14 protein-coding genes and 1 riboswitch are annotated in these 15,122 nt (G+C 74.2%); of the genes, 6 read left to right on the top strand and 8 right to left on the bottom strand.

Going from position 1 to position 15,122, the window contains the following annotated elements; genetic code table 11:
- On the top strand, nt 1-457 hold a 457-nt coding region (locus AB0K34_RS43010; RefSeq protein ID WP_364554370.1), incomplete at its 5' end, for a hypothetical protein.
- Nucleotides 454-2,169, top strand: a complete 1,716-nt coding sequence (locus AB0K34_RS43005) for a cation acetate symporter (RefSeq protein ID WP_364554369.1) — start codon at nt 454-456, stop codon at nt 2,167-2,169. The genes AB0K34_RS43010 and AB0K34_RS43005, both read left to right, overlap by 4 nt.
- A gap of 628 nt (nt 2,170-2,797) precedes the next feature.
- Here the strand turns inward: AB0K34_RS43005 and AB0K34_RS43000 are convergent.
- From AB0K34_RS43000 to thiO, 6 genes are all read right to left on the bottom strand, one after another.
- Nucleotides 2,798-3,661 (bottom strand): deoxyribonuclease IV, encoded by an 864-nt coding sequence (locus AB0K34_RS43000; protein ID WP_364554368.1) that lies wholly within the window; start codon nt 3,659-3,661, stop codon nt 2,798-2,800.
- 20 nt (nt 3,662-3,681) lie between these two features.
- Nucleotides 3,682-5,619: a Stk1 family PASTA domain-containing Ser/Thr kinase gene (gene pknB, locus AB0K34_RS42995; protein WP_364554367.1), complete on the bottom strand. Its 1,938-nt coding sequence runs from the start codon at nt 5,617-5,619 to the stop codon at nt 3,682-3,684.
- A gap of 36 nt (nt 5,620-5,655) precedes the next feature.
- Nucleotides 5,656-6,603 carry a DMT family transporter gene (locus tag AB0K34_RS42990; RefSeq protein ID WP_364554366.1) on the bottom strand — a complete coding sequence of 316 codons (948 nt, stop codon included), beginning with the start codon at nt 6,601-6,603 and terminating at the stop codon, nt 5,656-5,658.
- Between the two features lie 144 nt (nt 6,604-6,747).
- Nucleotides 6,748-7,527, bottom strand: coding sequence for a thiazole synthase (locus AB0K34_RS42985; protein WP_364554371.1), 780 nt, complete (start codon nt 7,525-7,527; stop codon nt 6,748-6,750).
- On the bottom strand, nt 7,524-7,724 hold the full coding sequence (gene thiS / locus AB0K34_RS42980) for a sulfur carrier protein ThiS (protein ID WP_138638090.1): 201 nt from the start codon (nt 7,722-7,724) through the stop codon (nt 7,524-7,526). Before thiS ends, AB0K34_RS42985 begins: the two co-directional genes overlap by 4 nt.
- Nucleotides 7,721-8,848, bottom strand: a complete 1,128-nt coding sequence (thiO, locus tag AB0K34_RS42975; protein WP_301176247.1) for a glycine oxidase ThiO — start codon at nt 8,846-8,848, stop codon at nt 7,721-7,723. The genes thiS and thiO overlap by 4 nt, the downstream gene beginning before the upstream one ends.
- A riboswitch (TPP riboswitch) is annotated at nt 8,838-8,950 on the bottom strand. (Overlaps the previous gene by 11 nt.)
- A 94-nt stretch (nt 8,951-9,044) precedes the next feature.
- Here thiO and AB0K34_RS42970 point away from each other — a divergent pair.
- From AB0K34_RS42970 to AB0K34_RS42955, 4 genes are all read left to right on the top strand, one after another.
- The gene (locus tag AB0K34_RS42970) at nt 9,045-10,262 is read left to right on the top strand and encodes an FAD-dependent oxidoreductase (protein WP_138638092.1); all 1,218 of its coding nucleotides are present in this window, start codon (nt 9,045-9,047) and stop codon (nt 10,260-10,262) included.
- Nucleotides 10,263-10,340: 78 nt separating this feature from the next.
- Complete coding sequence (locus AB0K34_RS42965) at nt 10,341-10,715, top strand: Rv2175c family DNA-binding protein (protein WP_138638093.1); 375 nt, start codon at nt 10,341-10,343, stop codon at nt 10,713-10,715.
- A gap of 151 nt (nt 10,716-10,866) precedes the next feature.
- Nucleotides 10,867-11,535, top strand: coding sequence for a thiamine phosphate synthase (gene thiE / locus AB0K34_RS42960; protein WP_138638094.1), 669 nt, complete (start codon nt 10,867-10,869; stop codon nt 11,533-11,535).
- Between the two features lie 70 nt (nt 11,536-11,605).
- Nucleotides 11,606-11,767 carry a hypothetical protein gene (locus AB0K34_RS42955; RefSeq protein WP_171069141.1) on the top strand — a complete coding sequence of 54 codons (162 nt, stop codon included), beginning with the start codon at nt 11,606-11,608 and terminating at the stop codon, nt 11,765-11,767.
- Between the two features lie 50 nt (nt 11,768-11,817).
- Here AB0K34_RS42955 and AB0K34_RS42950 read toward each other — a convergent pair whose 3' ends face one another.
- Together AB0K34_RS42950 and AB0K34_RS42945 are read right to left on the bottom strand one after the other, a co-directional pair.
- A complete protein-coding gene (locus AB0K34_RS42950; protein WP_240807916.1) occupies nt 11,818-12,978 on the bottom strand; it encodes a serine/threonine-protein kinase in 1,161 nt (386 codons plus the stop codon).
- A gap of 92 nt (nt 12,979-13,070) precedes the next feature.
- A partial coding sequence (locus tag AB0K34_RS42945) for a glycoside hydrolase family 3 C-terminal domain-containing protein (RefSeq protein ID WP_364554365.1) occupies nt 13,071-15,122 on the bottom strand: 2,052 nt, incomplete at its 5' end.

Genomic DNA, 15,122 nt, shown 5'->3' with positions numbered 1-15,122 from the left:
GCATCGGGTGGGGCTCCTGATGCCCAACTGCCTGGAATTCATCCCGACGATGTGCGGGATCTGGAAGGCGGGCACGGCGGGGGAGGCCGCCCGGCCGGACGCCCGGAGCGCCGCCCCCGAGACACCGGACGCCGACCCGCTCCATACCGGCCCGCCCAGCACCGCCGCGCCCAGCACCGCCGCGCCCGGCGCGGCACCGCCTCCGGGGCCGGCCGAGACGCGCGCCCTGATCCGCGTCCAGTTGCGGGCCGCCCTCGGCACCTGCGCGATCGTCATGGCCGTCCTGGTGGGGCTGCCGCTGCTGGCGCTCGTCCCGCCGGTCGCGCGCGCCCGCGCGCACGGGCTCCCGGTGCTGTGGCTCGTCCTCGCGGCCGGAGTCCAGCCGGTCTGGGTCGCGGTCGCGGTCCGCCAGCTGAGACGGGCCGAACGGGCCGAGCGCGCGCTGGACCGCCGGTGACCGCGCCGGCCGCGGCGGCGGCGCTCGCCGCACCGGCCATGCTCCTCGGGGTGACGGCCGCGATCGGCGTGTACGGGCGCCGCTCCGCCCGCACGACCAGCGACCTCCTGGTCGCCTCGCGCGGCGTCACGCCCTGGCGGAACGCGTCCGCGATCGGCGGCGAGTACATCTCCGCCGCCGCGTTCCTCAGCACCGCCGGGCTCGTCCTCGCCTACGGCGCCGACATGCTGTGGCTGCCCATCGCCGCGACCGCCGGGCACGTCCTGCTGCTGGCGTTCGTGACCGCGCCGCTGCGCCGCTCCGGCGCCTACACCCTCTCCGACTTCGCCGAATGGCGGCTCGGCTCGCGCGCCGTCCGCCACCTCGTCACCGGCTGCGTCTGCTTCGCCGGCTGGTTCTACCTGCTGCCGCAGTTCCAGGGCGCGGGCGTGACGCTGCGGGTGCTGACCGGCGCCCCCGCGTGGACGGGCTGGGCCGTCGTGGTCACCGTCACGCTGGGGCTCGTCCTGTCCGGCGGGATGCGCAGCATCACCGCGGTCCAGGCCCTCCAGTACTGGGTGAAGCTGGTCGCCGTCGCGGTGCCCGCGGTCGCGCTGCTCGGGATGTGGCACCTGCACGGCGGCCCCGGCCCGCTCGGCGCCGGCGTCCCGCGCTTCGAGCAGACCACGCGGGTGGACGTCCGCACCGACGTGACCGTCACCGTTCCCGCGGACGTCACCGTCACCGCGCGCGGCACCGTGGACGGCGTCCGCCGCCCCGGCGGCGAAATCCGCCTGCCCGCGGGGCGGCACACCATCGGCCGCGGGACCACCGTGGTCTTCCCCGCCGGGACGCCGGTGCCGCACGCCGAGAGCCTGCCCGTCCAGGACGGCGGCACCTGGGCGACGCCGTTCGGGCGCGGCGACCGGCACGAGCTGTTCCGCACCTACTCGGCGATGCTGTGCGTCCTGCTCGGCACCATGGGGCTGCCGCACATCCTGATGCGCTTCTACACCAGCACGTCCGGAAGCTCCGCGCGCCGCACGGCCGCGATCGTGCCCGCCCTCCTCGCCCTGTTCTTCCTGTTCCCCACCCTCTACGGGACGCTGGGACGCCTATACGCGCCCGAACTCCTCATGACCGGCGACACCGACGCGACCCTCCTGCTGCTCCCGAAGCGGATCGTCCCCGGACCGCCCGGCGCGCTGCTCACCGGCCTCGTCACCGCCGGCGCCTTCGCCGCGTTCATCGCCACCTCCTGCGGCCTCGCCGTCGCCATCGGCGGGACGCTCGCCCAGTGCGCCCGCCGCGCCGGCCCGGCCGCGTTCCGCGGCGGCGTCCTGGTCGCGCTGGCCGCCCCGCTCGCCCTGCTGCCGGGCCTCGGCGCGCACGGCGCGGCGGACCTCGTCACCACCGCCCTCGGCGTGTCCGCCTGCTCGCTGTGCCCGCTGCTCGTCCTCGGCATCTGGTGGCGCGGACTGACCGCCGCCGGGGCCGCCGCCGGCCTCCTCACCGGCGGGGGCCTCGCCGTCGCCGCCGGCATCCTCCGGCTCTTCCACGACGCGCCCCGGGGCTGGACGGCGACCGTCCTGGACCAGCCCGTCCTGCTGATCGCCCCCGCCGCCTTCGCGACCATGGCCGCCGTGTCCCTGCTGACCCGCCGCCGCGTCCCGCGCCACACCGACGGCGCCCTGCGCCGACTGCACCTCCCCGAAGACCTCCGCGCCGGGTGAAGCCCCGCCCTTCCGGCCACGAACGGCACCGGTGCCGCGGGGACCGTCAGCACCCGACCGCTCGTCCCGCAGAACCGACCGCTCATCGCGTGACTACGCTACGCACATCTATGACTACGTACCGTTCATCGAGGGCCGTGTTCTGCTGGTGCCGCCGGGCCGTCCCGCGCGTCTAGTGTTCTCAGTGGCACCACACGCCACACCGCCACCGGAGGGGCGGGCGGCTCCCGGCCGCGAACCTCCCACAACAGCAAATCCCGGAGATCCGGCTACAGGCCGGATCGGAGTCGCCGGATCCCGTACCGGGGGGGTGGGATCCGGCGGCCTGTGGCTCGGGCGCCGTTGAACAGTCGGGGGGTTGTTCAGCGGCGCTCGAGTCGTATTTATTTGTTTCGCCCTTGGCGGTCGGGCCTTGGCGGCCCTCCCTTCGGCGGGCAAAACGTGCGATTGCTGCATCGCTTCGGCTCGCCTTGCGGCTCGCTGCGCGATCAGGTTTCTCGCAGGCTCGAAACCTGCCTTCGGACGCAATCGCGACTGCCCAGGTTGTCGCGGGGCCGAGGTGGTGGCCGGTGTTGTCGCAGTAGACGGTTGCGGTTACGGGTTTTCGGCTCGCCTTGCGGCTCGCTGGTTAGTGCTCGCGCTCTCCGGGCATGCGGAGGCGCTTCAGGGTTTCTATGTCCTTCGCGTGGGGTTCGGGGGCTCGGCCCGGGGTTTCGATGAGGAAGGGGAGGCCCTGGACGGCGGGGTGCGCGAAGAGGTCGGCGAAGGGCTGCTCGCCGATGTGGCCGGCGCCGATGTTCTCATGGCGGTCGCGGCCGGAGGCGCAGGGGTCCTTGGAGTCGTTGGCGTGGATCAGCTTCAGGCGGCCCTCGCCCACGGTGGCGATCAGGTCGTCGATGGTCTGCTTGGCGCCGCCGGGGGCGGCCAGGTCGTGGCCGGCGGCGAACGCGTGGCAGGTGTCGAAGCAGACGCCGAGCTTCGGGTGGTGCTCCAGCTTCTCGAAGAAGGGGCCGAGGTCCTGCACCTTGGCGCAGAGCATGTTGTTCTGCCCGGCCATGGGCTCCAGGAGGAGGTCGGGACCGTCCTCGGGGATCTCCTCCAGGAGGGGGAGGACGTGCTCGTGGACCTGGGCCATGGCCTCGTCGTAGGTCTGGCTCACGGCGGAGCCGGTGTGGACGACGACGCCGCGGGCGCCGATGGCCCGGCCGCGGACCAGGGAGTGGCGGACCGTCGCGACCGACTTGGCGAGGGTCTCGGGCGTCGGCGAGCCGAAGTTGACCAGGTACGGAGCGTGCACGTAGACGGGGATCCCGTGCTCGCGGAGCTTGGCGTCCTCGGCGGGCTTGCCCTCGGGCAGCGCCCAGCCGCGCGGGTTCGCGACGAACACCTGGATCGCCTCGGCGCCGATCTGCGCGGCGTACTTCAGGCCGCCGGTGGCGAGGCCGCCGGCCACGGGGACATGGGCCCCGACGGGGCTGTTCGGTGAGGTCATAGCCGGTTCAGGGTATCCGGTCACGGGCCCTTGACGATGGTGACCGTGGAGCCGCGCGGGGCCTCGCCGTTCGAGGGGGACTGGAAGCGGACGATGTTGCCGCCGAAGCCCGTCACGTTGACCTTGAAGCCGGACTCCTTGAGGGCCTTCTTGGCCTCGTCCACGGTGCGGCCGGTCACGTTGGGGACGGGGATCCTCTCGTCGCCGCCGTCGTCGCAGCCGAACTGGATCGGGCCCGCGTCGACGATGCAGTCGCGCTTGTTGACGACGATGGTGACGTCGTCGCCGCGGGAGACGCCGGTGCCCTCGGAGGGTGTCTGGCTGACGACGGTGTTCGGCTGCTTGCCTTCCACCGTCTTCTTCTGGACGGTGACGTTCAGCCCCATCGAGCGCAGCTGGTTCGCCGCCGTGTCGCCGTTCTGCCCGACGAGGTCGGGCATGGACATGCCGCTGGAGACGACGATCGCGACCGGCTCGTCGGGGGACTGCTTCTGGCCGGCCTCCGGGTCGGTGCTGATGACCCGGTCCTTGCCGACGGTCTGGGACGGGCTGGTGCTCGTCCGGCCGACGGTGAAGCCCTTGTCCTCCAAGGTCTTCTTGGCGTCGGCCAGCGGCTTGCCCTCGACGTCGGGGACCTCGCGGGGCGTGAGGCCCTTCGACGGCGTCAGCGTGATCGGCTCGCCCTTGGCGATGCGGGCGCCGGCCGGCGGGTCGGACTTGGCGACACGGCCCTTGTGGACGCGGTCGTCGTACACCGCCTTCGCGGTGCGGACCTCCAGGCCCTTGGACTCGAGCTGGTCGCGGGCGTCGGAGACCTTCATCCCGATGATCGACGACGGGACGTGCTCGTACTGCCCGGACGTCTGGTACCAGACGGCCCAGCCTAGGATGAGCGCGGCGACCGCGCCGATGGCGACGAGGACGTAGCGGCCGGTCAGCGCGCCGATCGCGCGGTCGGTGCGGCTGCGCTGCGGGACGTAGTCGGCGGTGGGCTCGACGCGGGGGTCGAGGACGGCGGTGTGGCCGGGGCCGGCGGTGTGGCCGGGGGCGGGCGCCTCCAGCACGCTGGTCGCGCGGTGGGACGACTCCTCCAGCCGCCGGTCGAAGTCGCGGGGGAGGCCGCCGAACACCTCGGCGGCCTCGGCGAGGTACTGGTTCGCGTCGTGCGGGCGGCGCGCCGGGTCGTGGCTCGTCGCGTCGGTGACGAGCGCGTCCACCTGCACCGGCAGCCCGGGGACGAGCGTGGACGGCGGCGGCACCGTCTCGTTCACGTGCTTGTAGGCGACCGCGAGGGGCGTGTCGCCCTGGTGGGGGAGCCGGCCGGTGAGCAGCTCGAACAGCATGGTCCCGGCGGCGTACACGTCGGAGCGGACGTCGGCGTCGCCGGACAGCACCTGCTCGGGCGCCAGGTAGCCGACCGTCCCGATGATCACGCCGGTCTTGGTCATCTTGCTCGCGGTCTCGGCCCGGGCGAGCCCGAAGTCGGCGACCTTGACCTGGCCGTCCTCGGTGATCAGCACGTTCTCCGGCTTGACGTCGCGGTGCACGAGGCCGGCCCGGTGCGCGGCGCCGAGCGCCGCCAGCACCGGCTGCATGATCTCCAGCGCGGCGCGCGGGCCGAACCGGCCGCGCGCGGTCAGCTCCTCGCGGAGGGTGCGGCCCGGCACGTACTCCATCACCAGGAAGACGTGCTCGCCGTCGGTGCGCTGGTCGTAGATCGCGACGACGTTCGGGTGCGACAGCGCCGCCGCGGCCTTCGCCTCGCCGATGAAGCGGGCGACGAAGTCCTCGTCGGAGGCGAGCCCGGCGTGCATCACCTTGATCGCGACGGTGCGGTCGAGGCGGACGTCCCGCGCCAGGTACACCGTGGCCATGCCGCCGCGCGCGATGCGGGACTCGATGCGGTAGCGCCCGTCGAGCATCCGCCCGATGAGTGGATCTGCGACCGTCATGTCCATCGGTGCGAGTTTACGGGTGAACGGAAGTGGAACTCATCAGCCGGGAGTATGAGCATCCATGAGCCCCTGGGGTGATGCCTCTGGGGCGGGTGTGGCGCGCCGGCGGGCCCGGCTGCGGGAGACGGCCACGCCGGCCAGGCACAGCAGGCCGCCCGCGAGGGTGACCAGGCCGGGGACCTCGCCGAGGAACAGCCACGACATCGCGACGACGAGGGCGGGGACGGCGTAGGTGGTGGCGCCCATCTTCCCGGCGGACGTCCGGGCCAGCGCGTAGCCCCAGGTCGTGAACGCGAGCGCGGTCGGGAAGACGCCCAGGTAGATCATGTTGAGGGTGGCGCCGGCGGGGGCGTCGGCGGCCTGCTCGGCCAGCTGCCCGGCGAACGGCAGGCAGGCGAGCGCGCCGATGCCGCAGGCGAACGTGGTGAACTGCAGGGCGGAGGCGTGCCGCAGCGCGGGCTTCTGGCTCACCACGCCCGCCGCGTAGGTCACGGCGGCGACGAGGCAGAGCAGCACCCCGCCGACGGACGCGCGGCCCTCCCCGGACATCGACAGCCCGACGACGGCGGCGCCGGCGAACGAGACGGCCATGCCGACCACCAGCCGGGGCGAGATCCCCTCCTTGAGCAGCCAGCCGCCGAGGAGCGCGATCAGGATGGGCCCGATGTTGACGACGAGGGAGGCGGTGCCCGCGTCCACGAGCTGCTCGCCCCAGTTCAGCGCGACCATGTAGGCGCCGAACCACAGCACGCCCGCGGTGACGATGCCGGGCCAGGCCGCCCTGGGCGGGAGCCCCTCTCGGCGGATCGCCCAGAGCACGCCGAGGACGACCGTCCCGGACAGAAGGCGGCCGAGGGCGAGCGCGCCGGGCCCGTACTCGGCGCCGGCGCTGCGGATCGAGACGAACGCCGACGCCCACAGCACCACCGTGATCGTGGCGGCGGCGACCGCGCGCTTGTCGACGCGACCCGTGTTCTCCTGTTGCATGTCACGCACCTTAGGTATGGGTCGTTTCCATGAACACCGAAATGACGTGCCAGGTTGCGGCATGTCCGGGGTGAACGGACCCAGTTTGGTAAGGCGCAGGTTTCAGGTCCAGCGAATACTTCTATAGGCGACGCTTTAGCCCTGCTACGAAGTGGCGAGCCCCTCGAACGGCGAGGACGCCTGCGCGTAGCGGCGCTTCGGGATGCGCCCGGCCAGCCGCGCGAGCCGCCCCGCCTCGACCGCGTACCGCATCGCCGCGGCCATCCGGGCGGGGTCCTGTGCGCGGGTGACCGCGGTCGCCAGCAGCACGGCGTCGCAGCCCAGCTCCATGGCCAGCGCGGCGTCGGACGCGGTGCCGAGCCCGGCGTCCAGGATCACCGGGACGGTCGCCCGCTCGACGATCAGCTCGATGTTGTGCGGGTTGCGGATGCCGAGGCCGGACCCGATCGGGGAGCCGAGCGGCATCACCGCGGCGCAGCCGAGCTGCTCCAGCCGGTGCGCCAGCACCGGGTCGTCGTTGGTGTACGGCAGCACGGTGAAGCCGTCGTCGACGAGCTGCTCGGCGGCCTCCACCAGCTCGATCGGGTCGGGCAGCAGCGTGCGCTCGTCCGCGATCACCTCCAGCTTGACCCAGTCCGTGCCGAGCGCCTCGCGGGCGAGCTTGGCGGTGAGCACGGCCTCCCCGGCGGTGAAGCAGCCCGCCGTGTTCGGCAGCACCCGGATGCCGCACTCCTTGAGGACGTCCAGCACCGAGCCCCGCGCGGACGGGTCGACCCGCCGCATCGCGACCGTGGTCAGCGCCGTCCCGGACGCGGTCAGCGCCTCCCGCAGCACGTGCATGCTCGGCGCCCCGCCCGTGCCCATGATCAGCCGCGAGTCCAGTTCCTCTCCCGCGATGACCAGCGTGTCCTTCTGCACCCTCAGCCTCCTTGGACGGCGGTCAGCACTTCCAGCCGGTCGCCGTCGCGCAGCGGCGTGGTCTCCCACGCGGAGCGGCGGACGACCTCGTCGTTCAGCGCGGCGGCCACGCCGGTCCGCGCGGCGGTCACCGACGCGATCACCTCGGCCACGCTCGCGGCCTCGGCCAGCTCGCGCGGCTCGCCGTTGACGGTCACCTTCATGACGGCACCTCGGAGAAGCGGTCCGGGGCGAACGGCCCCGCGACCTCGGGGACGGGACGGTCCAGCAGCATGGCGGACAGGACGTCGGCGCTGACCGGGGCCAGCAGGACGCCGTTGCGGAAGTGCCCGGTGCCGAGGAGGAGGCCGGGGAGGGCGGACGGCCCCATCAGCGGCGCGTTGTCCGGGGAGCCGGGCCGCAGCCCGGCGGTGACCTCGGCGAACTCCAGCTCGGTGATGCCGGGCAGCAGCTCGCGGGCGTCGCGCAGCAGCTCCCACAGGCCGCCCGCGGTGACCCGCGTGTCGAAGCCGAGCTCCTCCTGGGTGGCGCCGAGGACGATCTCGCCGTCCGCGCGCGGCACCAGGTACACCGACGAGCCCTTCACCAGGCCGCGGGTGGTGCGGCGCAGGAACGGGACACGGGTGCGGAGCCGGATCACCTGGCCCTTCACGGGGCGGACCGGCGGCACGCTGCCGGGCGGCAGCCCCTCCAGGTCGCCGGACCACGGACCGGCGGCGAGCAGCACCTTGTCCGCGCGCAGCACCGTCCCGTCCTCCAGCCCGACTCCGGCCGCCGCGTCGCCCTCCACGACGATCCGGGCGGCCCGCTGCCGGACGAGCCGCACGCCGGTCCGCTCGCAGGCCGCGAGCAGGGCCGCGGTGAGCCGGCGCGGGTCGATGGAGCCGTCGGAGGGGGCGAGCAGCCCGCCGCGCACGCCGGGCGCGAGCATCGGCTCCGCCCGCCGGCTCTCCCGGCCGGTCAGCGCCTCGGCGGGGATGCCGAGGCTCTCCTGGAAGCGGCGCAGGTCGTCGAGGTACTTCAGGTCGTCGGCGTCGAACGCGACCTGCAGCAGCCCGTCCGTGCGGTAGCCGGTGCCGCGGCCGGTCAGTTCCTCCAGTTCGGCGACGAAGGCGCCGTAGCGGTCGCGGGAGGCGAGGCCGAGCCGCAGCAGCGGCTCCTCGCCGTAGGTCAGCTCGCTGACGGGGGTGAGCATGCCCGCCGCCACCGACGAGGCGCCGCTCGCGGGGGACGGGTCGACCAGGGTGACCCCGCCGCCCGCCGCCGCGGCGGTCCGCCAGGCGGTGGCGAGGCCGATGACCCCCGCCCCGACGATCACGATCTCCATGCGCGCTCCCTTCGCCGGCATGATCCGGATCAGGTCCGGCGGTCGGCGGCCCGCTCAGCCGCCCTCTCAGCCCGGTCGCACCGGACTCCCGCGCTCTGTCACGTTTTACCTGTTCCCTACCTTACGACCTCGATCGCGTCCCCCAACTCCTGGACAGGTGTCCACCCGAAATCGGCGGCGCATTAGGCTGCCCTTCATGGACAGGGTCATCGTCGTGGGTGGCGGGCTGGCCGGCGTGCGCGCCGTGGAAGCCCTGCGCAGCAAGGGGTACGAGGGCGCGCTGACGCTCGTGTCGGCCGAGCGTGAGCGGCCGTACGACCGGCCGCCGCTGTCGAAGGCCGTCCTCGCGGGCGACTCCGACGACACGACGGTCGACGCCGACTGGGACGCGCTGCGCTGCGACCTGCTGCTCGGCGAGCGCGCGACCGCGCTGCGGCCCGCCGCGCCGGGGCGCGGCGGGGTGCTCGCCACCACCGCGGGCGACCTGCCGTTCGACGGGCTGGTCATCGCGACCGGCGCCACCCCCGTCACCCTGCCGGGGGAGGGCCGCCAGCACGTGCTGCGGACCATCGGCGACTCCCGCGACCTGCGGTCCCGGCTGACCGGGGGCGCCCGGATCGTGATCGTCGGCGCGGGCTGGATCGGCGCCGAGGTCGCGACCACCGCCGCGAAGAAGGGCTGCCGCGTCACCGTCGTGGAGGCCGCCGACACGCCCCTCGCCAACGCGATCGGCCCCGAGGTCGGCGCGCTGACCGCCCCCTGGTACGCCGAGGCGGGCGTCGAGCTGCGCACCGGCGTGAAGGTCGCCGAGGTCGAGCCCGGCGGCCTCGCCCTCGCCGGCGGCGGCCGGATCGAGGCCGACGAGGTCGTGGTCGGCGTCGGCGTCCGCCCGGAGGTGTCCTGGCTGGCGGGCTCCGGGCTGCTGGTCGAGCGCGGCGTGGTCACCGACGGCGCGTTCCGCGTCTACGAGGGCGAGGAGGAGCCCGGCGCCCTCCGCCCGGACATCGTGGCGGTCGGCGACTGCGCCGCCTGGTGGTCGGCGCGCTACGGCCGCCGGCTCCTCGTCGAGCACTGGGACACCGCCCTCAACGCCCCCGAGACCGCCGCGGCGACCCTCCTCGGCGCGGACGCCCGCTACGACGCCGCCCCCTACTTCTGGTCCGAGCAGTTCGGCCGCATGGTGCAGTACGCGGGCAGCCACGTCGCGTCCGAGCGGCTCGTCCACCGCGGCGACCCGTCCGGCCGGAAGTGGGCGGTGGCGTGGCTGACCGGCGACCGGCTCGACGCGATCCTCACCGTCGACCGGCCCCGCGACCTGGTGCAGGCGCGGCGGGTGATCGCCGCCGGCACGCCGGTGGACCCGGCGGCGATCGCCGACCCGGACGTGCCCGTCCGGCAGGCCGTTCGCGGATAGCGATCGGCGGCGGCGGGCAACGGCTGTCCAGGGGGTTTGAGGCTTCCGAAGGCGTGGTAGCAAGGGGGCGTGACGCAGATGCACGCAACCGTTGACAGCGCACTCGACCCCCGGACCGACGCCCTCGCCGGCGACTGGCTCACCCTCCGCGAGACCGCCGAACGGCTCGGGATCCGGCCCAACCGGATCAAGCAGCTCATCCACGAGCACCGGATCCTCGCGGTGCGCCGGGAGGGGCAGCCGATGGTGCCCGCGGCGTTCATCAAGGACGGCCAGGTCATCAAGGGCCTGCCCGGCACGCTGACGCTGCTGTCGGACGCCGGGTTCGACGACGTCGAGACGATCCGCTGGCTGTTCACCGCCGACGACACGCTGCCCGGCACGCCGGTGGACGCGCTCACCGAGAACCGGGGGACCGAGGTCCGCCGCCGCGCCCAAGCCCTCGCCTTCTAGCCCCGCCCAGTTCAGGACCCTCGCCTTCCCGCCCCGGCGGCGCCGCCGGGACGCGCACATGACACGATCGCGGGGACGCGCGGCGGAACCACCGCCGCGCGGCCCCGCGATCCAGCCGTGATCTGAGCTTGTGAAAGGACGTGCCCCGGCCGTGTCCAGGCATCTCCCCTCCGAACGCGCCGTCGCGCTGCGCGCCCGGCTCGGCCGGGCCCGCCTCTACCTGTGCACCGACGCGCGGGAGCGGCAGGGCGACCTGCCGGAGTTCCTGGACGCCGTCCTCGCGAACGGCGTCGACATCGTCCAGCTCCGCCAGAAGGGCCTGGAGGCCCGGCAGGAGCTGGCCCACCTGGAGGTCTTCCGGGCGGCCTGCGAGCGGCACGGCGCGCTGCTCGCCGTCAACGACCGGGCCGACGTGGCCCACGCCGTCCGCGCCGACGTGCTGCACCTCGGCCAGGACGACCTGCCGGTGCCCGCCGCCCGCGAGATCGTCGGCGGCGACGTGCTGATCGGCCGGTCCACGCACTCCGGCGAGCAGGCGTCGGCGGCGGCCGCCGAGCCCGGCGCCGACTACTTCTGCGCGGGCCCGGTGTGGCCCACCCCGACCAAGCCCGGCCGTCCCGCGCCCGGCCCGAAGCTGCTGGAGTACGTGGCGGCGCAGCGGCCGTCGCGGCCCTGGTTCGCGATCGGCGGCATCGACCTCGGCACCCTCGACGCGGTGCTGGCCGCGGGCGCGACCCGCGTCGTCGTGGTGCGGGCGATCACCGAGGCGGACGACCCCGGCGCCGCCGCCGCGGAGTTCGCGCGCCGGCTCGCGACCTGAGCGTTCCGAGGCCGGTGTTTGACCCGGATCACGGTGCGGCGCGGCGGGACGATCACCGACAATGGGGATCATGAGCCTCGGACCCGACGACGACCGCACCGTCGAACTGGACGACGACCTGCAGATCCTGCCCGACCAGACGTCCGACGACACCGACGTCGGCTGGGGCGAGTGGCGCGGCGGCGGCGACGATGACGCCCGCCTGCTGGAGGAGCGCCCGCCGCACTGGTGAGCGGCCGGGCGCCCGCTCAGAACATCCTGCAGGTCAGAACTTCACGCGGTTCAGAACATCATGCCGAGCGCGAACCCCGCGACGACGACGGCGCCGAGCGCGACCATCATCCGCCAGCGGTAGCGCGGGATGCGCTTCGGGCGCGGCTTCGGCGCCGGCGTGCGGCCGTCCCGCAGCGCCCGGACGAGCTGCGGCGCGGTCGGCCGCGCCGCCGGGTTCTTGTCCAGGCAGCGGGCGGCGAGGTCGCGCAGCGGGCCGCGCATGTCGCCGAGGTCCGGCGGCCGGGAGGTGACGCGCCGCATGACGGCGGCGCTCGGCCCGGTGCCGAACGGCGGCCGCCCGGTCGCGGCGAACACCATCGCGGCGCCCCAGGCGAACACGTCGGCGGGCGGCCCGACCGGCTCGTCCTCGATCTGCTCGGGCGCCATGTAGGCGGGCGTGCCGACCGGGCCGGTGGTCAGCGGGGTGGCGGGCCCGAGGGCGTCGGTGGTGCGGGCGATGCCGAAGTCGATGACCTTGGCGCCGTCCGGGCCGAGCAGCACGTTGCCGGGCTTGAAGTCGCGGTGCACGATCCCGGCGCGGTGGATCGCGGCCAGCGCCGCCGCCGTCCGCAGCGCGGCCTTGCGCAGCTGCGGGGCGGGCAGCGGGCCCTGGTCGGCGACGACCTGCTGCAGTGACGGGCCCTCGACGTACTCGCTGACGATGTAGGGGCGGTCGCCGGTCATGTCGGCGTCCAGGACGCGCGCGGTGTGCCGCCCGGACACCTGCAGCGCCGCCTCCGCCTCCTTGACGAAGCGGCTGCGCGCCCGCTGCCCGGCGGCGATGCCGCCGCGCAGCAGCTTGACGGTGACGAGCCCGCCGTCACGGTCGCGGCCGAGGTAGACGACGCCCTGGCCGCCCTCGCCCAGCCGGGCGAGCAGCGTGTAGCCGGCGAGGCGGCGCGGGTCGTCCGGGCCGAGCGGCGTGCCGGGCCCGCGGTCGCGGTCCTGCGCGGGCCGGGACGCGCCGCCCTGGCGCGCCTGGCCCGCGGGGGCCTGGCCCACGCGGCCCTGCTTGGCGCCCGCGGGCTTGGCCGCGGGCTGCTTGGCGGGCTGTTTGGCGGTGGACGGGGCCGGGCGCGGCTTGGTCGCGCGTCCGGGGCGCCCGGTCCGGGCTGCGGTGGGACGCGCGGCGTGGGCGTTCGTCCTCCCGCGGGAGGTGTCGTGCGGCACAGGAAGACTCCGACTCGGCGGGGACGGACGAAGATTTCCCTATTTGTACCGCGCCACGGCTGCGCACGACAGGCGAACCGGGATCTTCGCCGCTACCCACATGTCCCCAAAGTTCCCTTCTGGGCGATCTGCCGGGACGATGCGCCGACCATGACCTTGTAGCAGCCGTCCGCGACCTTCCACGCCTTCGCCTCCTCGTTCCAGTAGGAGAACGACCGCGCGGACAGCGGGAACGTCACCGTGGTGCTCTGCCCCGGCGCGAGCGTGACCTTGGTGTAGCCCTTGAGCTGCTTGGGCGGCTGCGGGACGTCCACACCCGCCGCGGGCATGCCGATGTAGAGCTGCGGAACGGCCACGCCTGCGCGGTCACCGGTGTTGGTGACCGTCACCTGCACCGCCTTGGTTCTCGCCTTGAGCCCGCTGTAGGAGAACGTCGTGTAGGACAGGCCGTGCCCGAACGGGAACTGCGGCGTGATGCCCTTCGCGTCGTAGTGCCGGTAGCCGACCAGGACGCCCTCGGAGAACGTGACGGTCTTGTTCACGCCGGGGTACTGCGCGGGGTTCCCGGACGCCGGGGCGTCGTTCTCCGCCACGGGGAACGTCACCGGCAGGCGGCCGCCGGGGTCCACGTCCCCGTACAGGACGCGCGCCAGGGCGTTGCCCGCCTCCTGCCCCGGGTACCACGCCTCGACGATGCCCTTCACCTGGCCCGCCCAGGGCGTCAGCACGGGGCCGCCCGTGTTCAGCACGACGATCGTGTTGGGGTTGGCCTTGGCGATCTCCGTGATCAGGCCGTCCTGGTCGCCGCGGAGCGGTTCGCCGCACTGCAGCGTCAGGCACGACTTGTCGAAGAACTCGCCCTGGCTGTCGGTCGCGAACACGATCGCGACGTCGGCGGCCCGCGCCGCGTTCGCGGCGGCCGCGCGGTCGTCGCCGTCGTGGTAGCTGATCGCGGTCCCGGCCCCGGCGCGGCGCGCGATGCCGTCCTGCGCGCTGACGGTGGTGAACGGCACGACCTTCGCCGAGCCGAACCCGCCCGGGGCCTCCCGCGCGGCGCGGCCGATCAGCGCGATCCTCTTCGGCGCCGCCAGCGGCAGGGCGCCGTCGTTCTTCAGCAGCGTGATGCCGCCCTCCTCGATCCGGCGTGCGGCGGTCTCGCTCGCCGTCCGGTCGATGCGGGACAGGTCGTTCGGGTACGCCTGCCGGTCGAACACCCCGAACGCGAACATCGTCCGCAGGATGTTGCCGACGTGCCCGTCGATGGTCGCCTGCGTGACCTTCTTCTGCGCGACGGCCATCTTCAGCAGGAACGCGTTGTACTTCATGCCGACCGGCAGTTCCATGTCGAGCCCGCCGTTGGCGGCCTCGGCGGTGTCCTGCGCGGCGGTGTGGTCGGACGGCACGAACCCCTTGAAGCCCCACTCCGACCGCAGGATCTTGTTGAGGACGGCGTCGTCCTGGCATGCCCAGCGGTCGTTCAGCTTGCCGAAGCCGCACATGACGGTCGCGGCGCCGCCGTCCTTCACGGCGGCCTCGAACGGCGGCAGGTAGATCTCCCGCAGCGTGCGCGGGTCGACCTTCATGCCCAGCGACAGCCGGTCGGTCTCCTGCGTGTAGACGGCCAGGTGCTTGACCGACGTCATCACGCCCTGCGCCTGCGCGCCCTTGACCCACGGCACGCCGAGCGTCGCGGACAGGTAGGGGTCCTCGCCGAAGCCCTCGAACGTCCGGCCGTTGCGGGGGGTGCGCAGCACGTCCACCGTCGGGCCGAAGATCAGGTCGTTGCCGCGGTGCCGGGCCTCCCAGGCGACCGTCCCGCCGTACAGCGCCGCCGCGTCGCGGTCGAAGCCGGCCGCCAGCGCGATCGGCGCGGGCAGCGCGGTCGCCTTGCCCTGCCGGACGCCCGCGGGCCCGTCCGACATGTAGACGGGCGGGACGCCGAGCCGGTCGATCCCGCGGTTGGTGTCGGCGTGCGCGTCCTCGAAGAACCCGCCGAGCGGGCCGCCGAACGGGTCGTCCGAGGCCAGCAGCGCGATCTTCTCGTCGGCGGTCAGCTGCGGCAGCAGCAGCGCCGTCCGCTGGTCGGGGGTCAGCGCCGTGTCGCACCACGGCCGCTGCGCCGGGTCGCCGCAGCGGCCCGCAGC

The sequence above is a fragment of the Actinomadura sp. NPDC049382 genome (genome assembly GCF_040677125.1).
Lineage (GTDB): Bacteria > Actinomycetota > Actinomycetes > Streptosporangiales > Streptosporangiaceae > Spirillospora > Spirillospora geliboluensis.
This window is presented reverse-complemented; position numbering and strand designations above follow the sequence as displayed.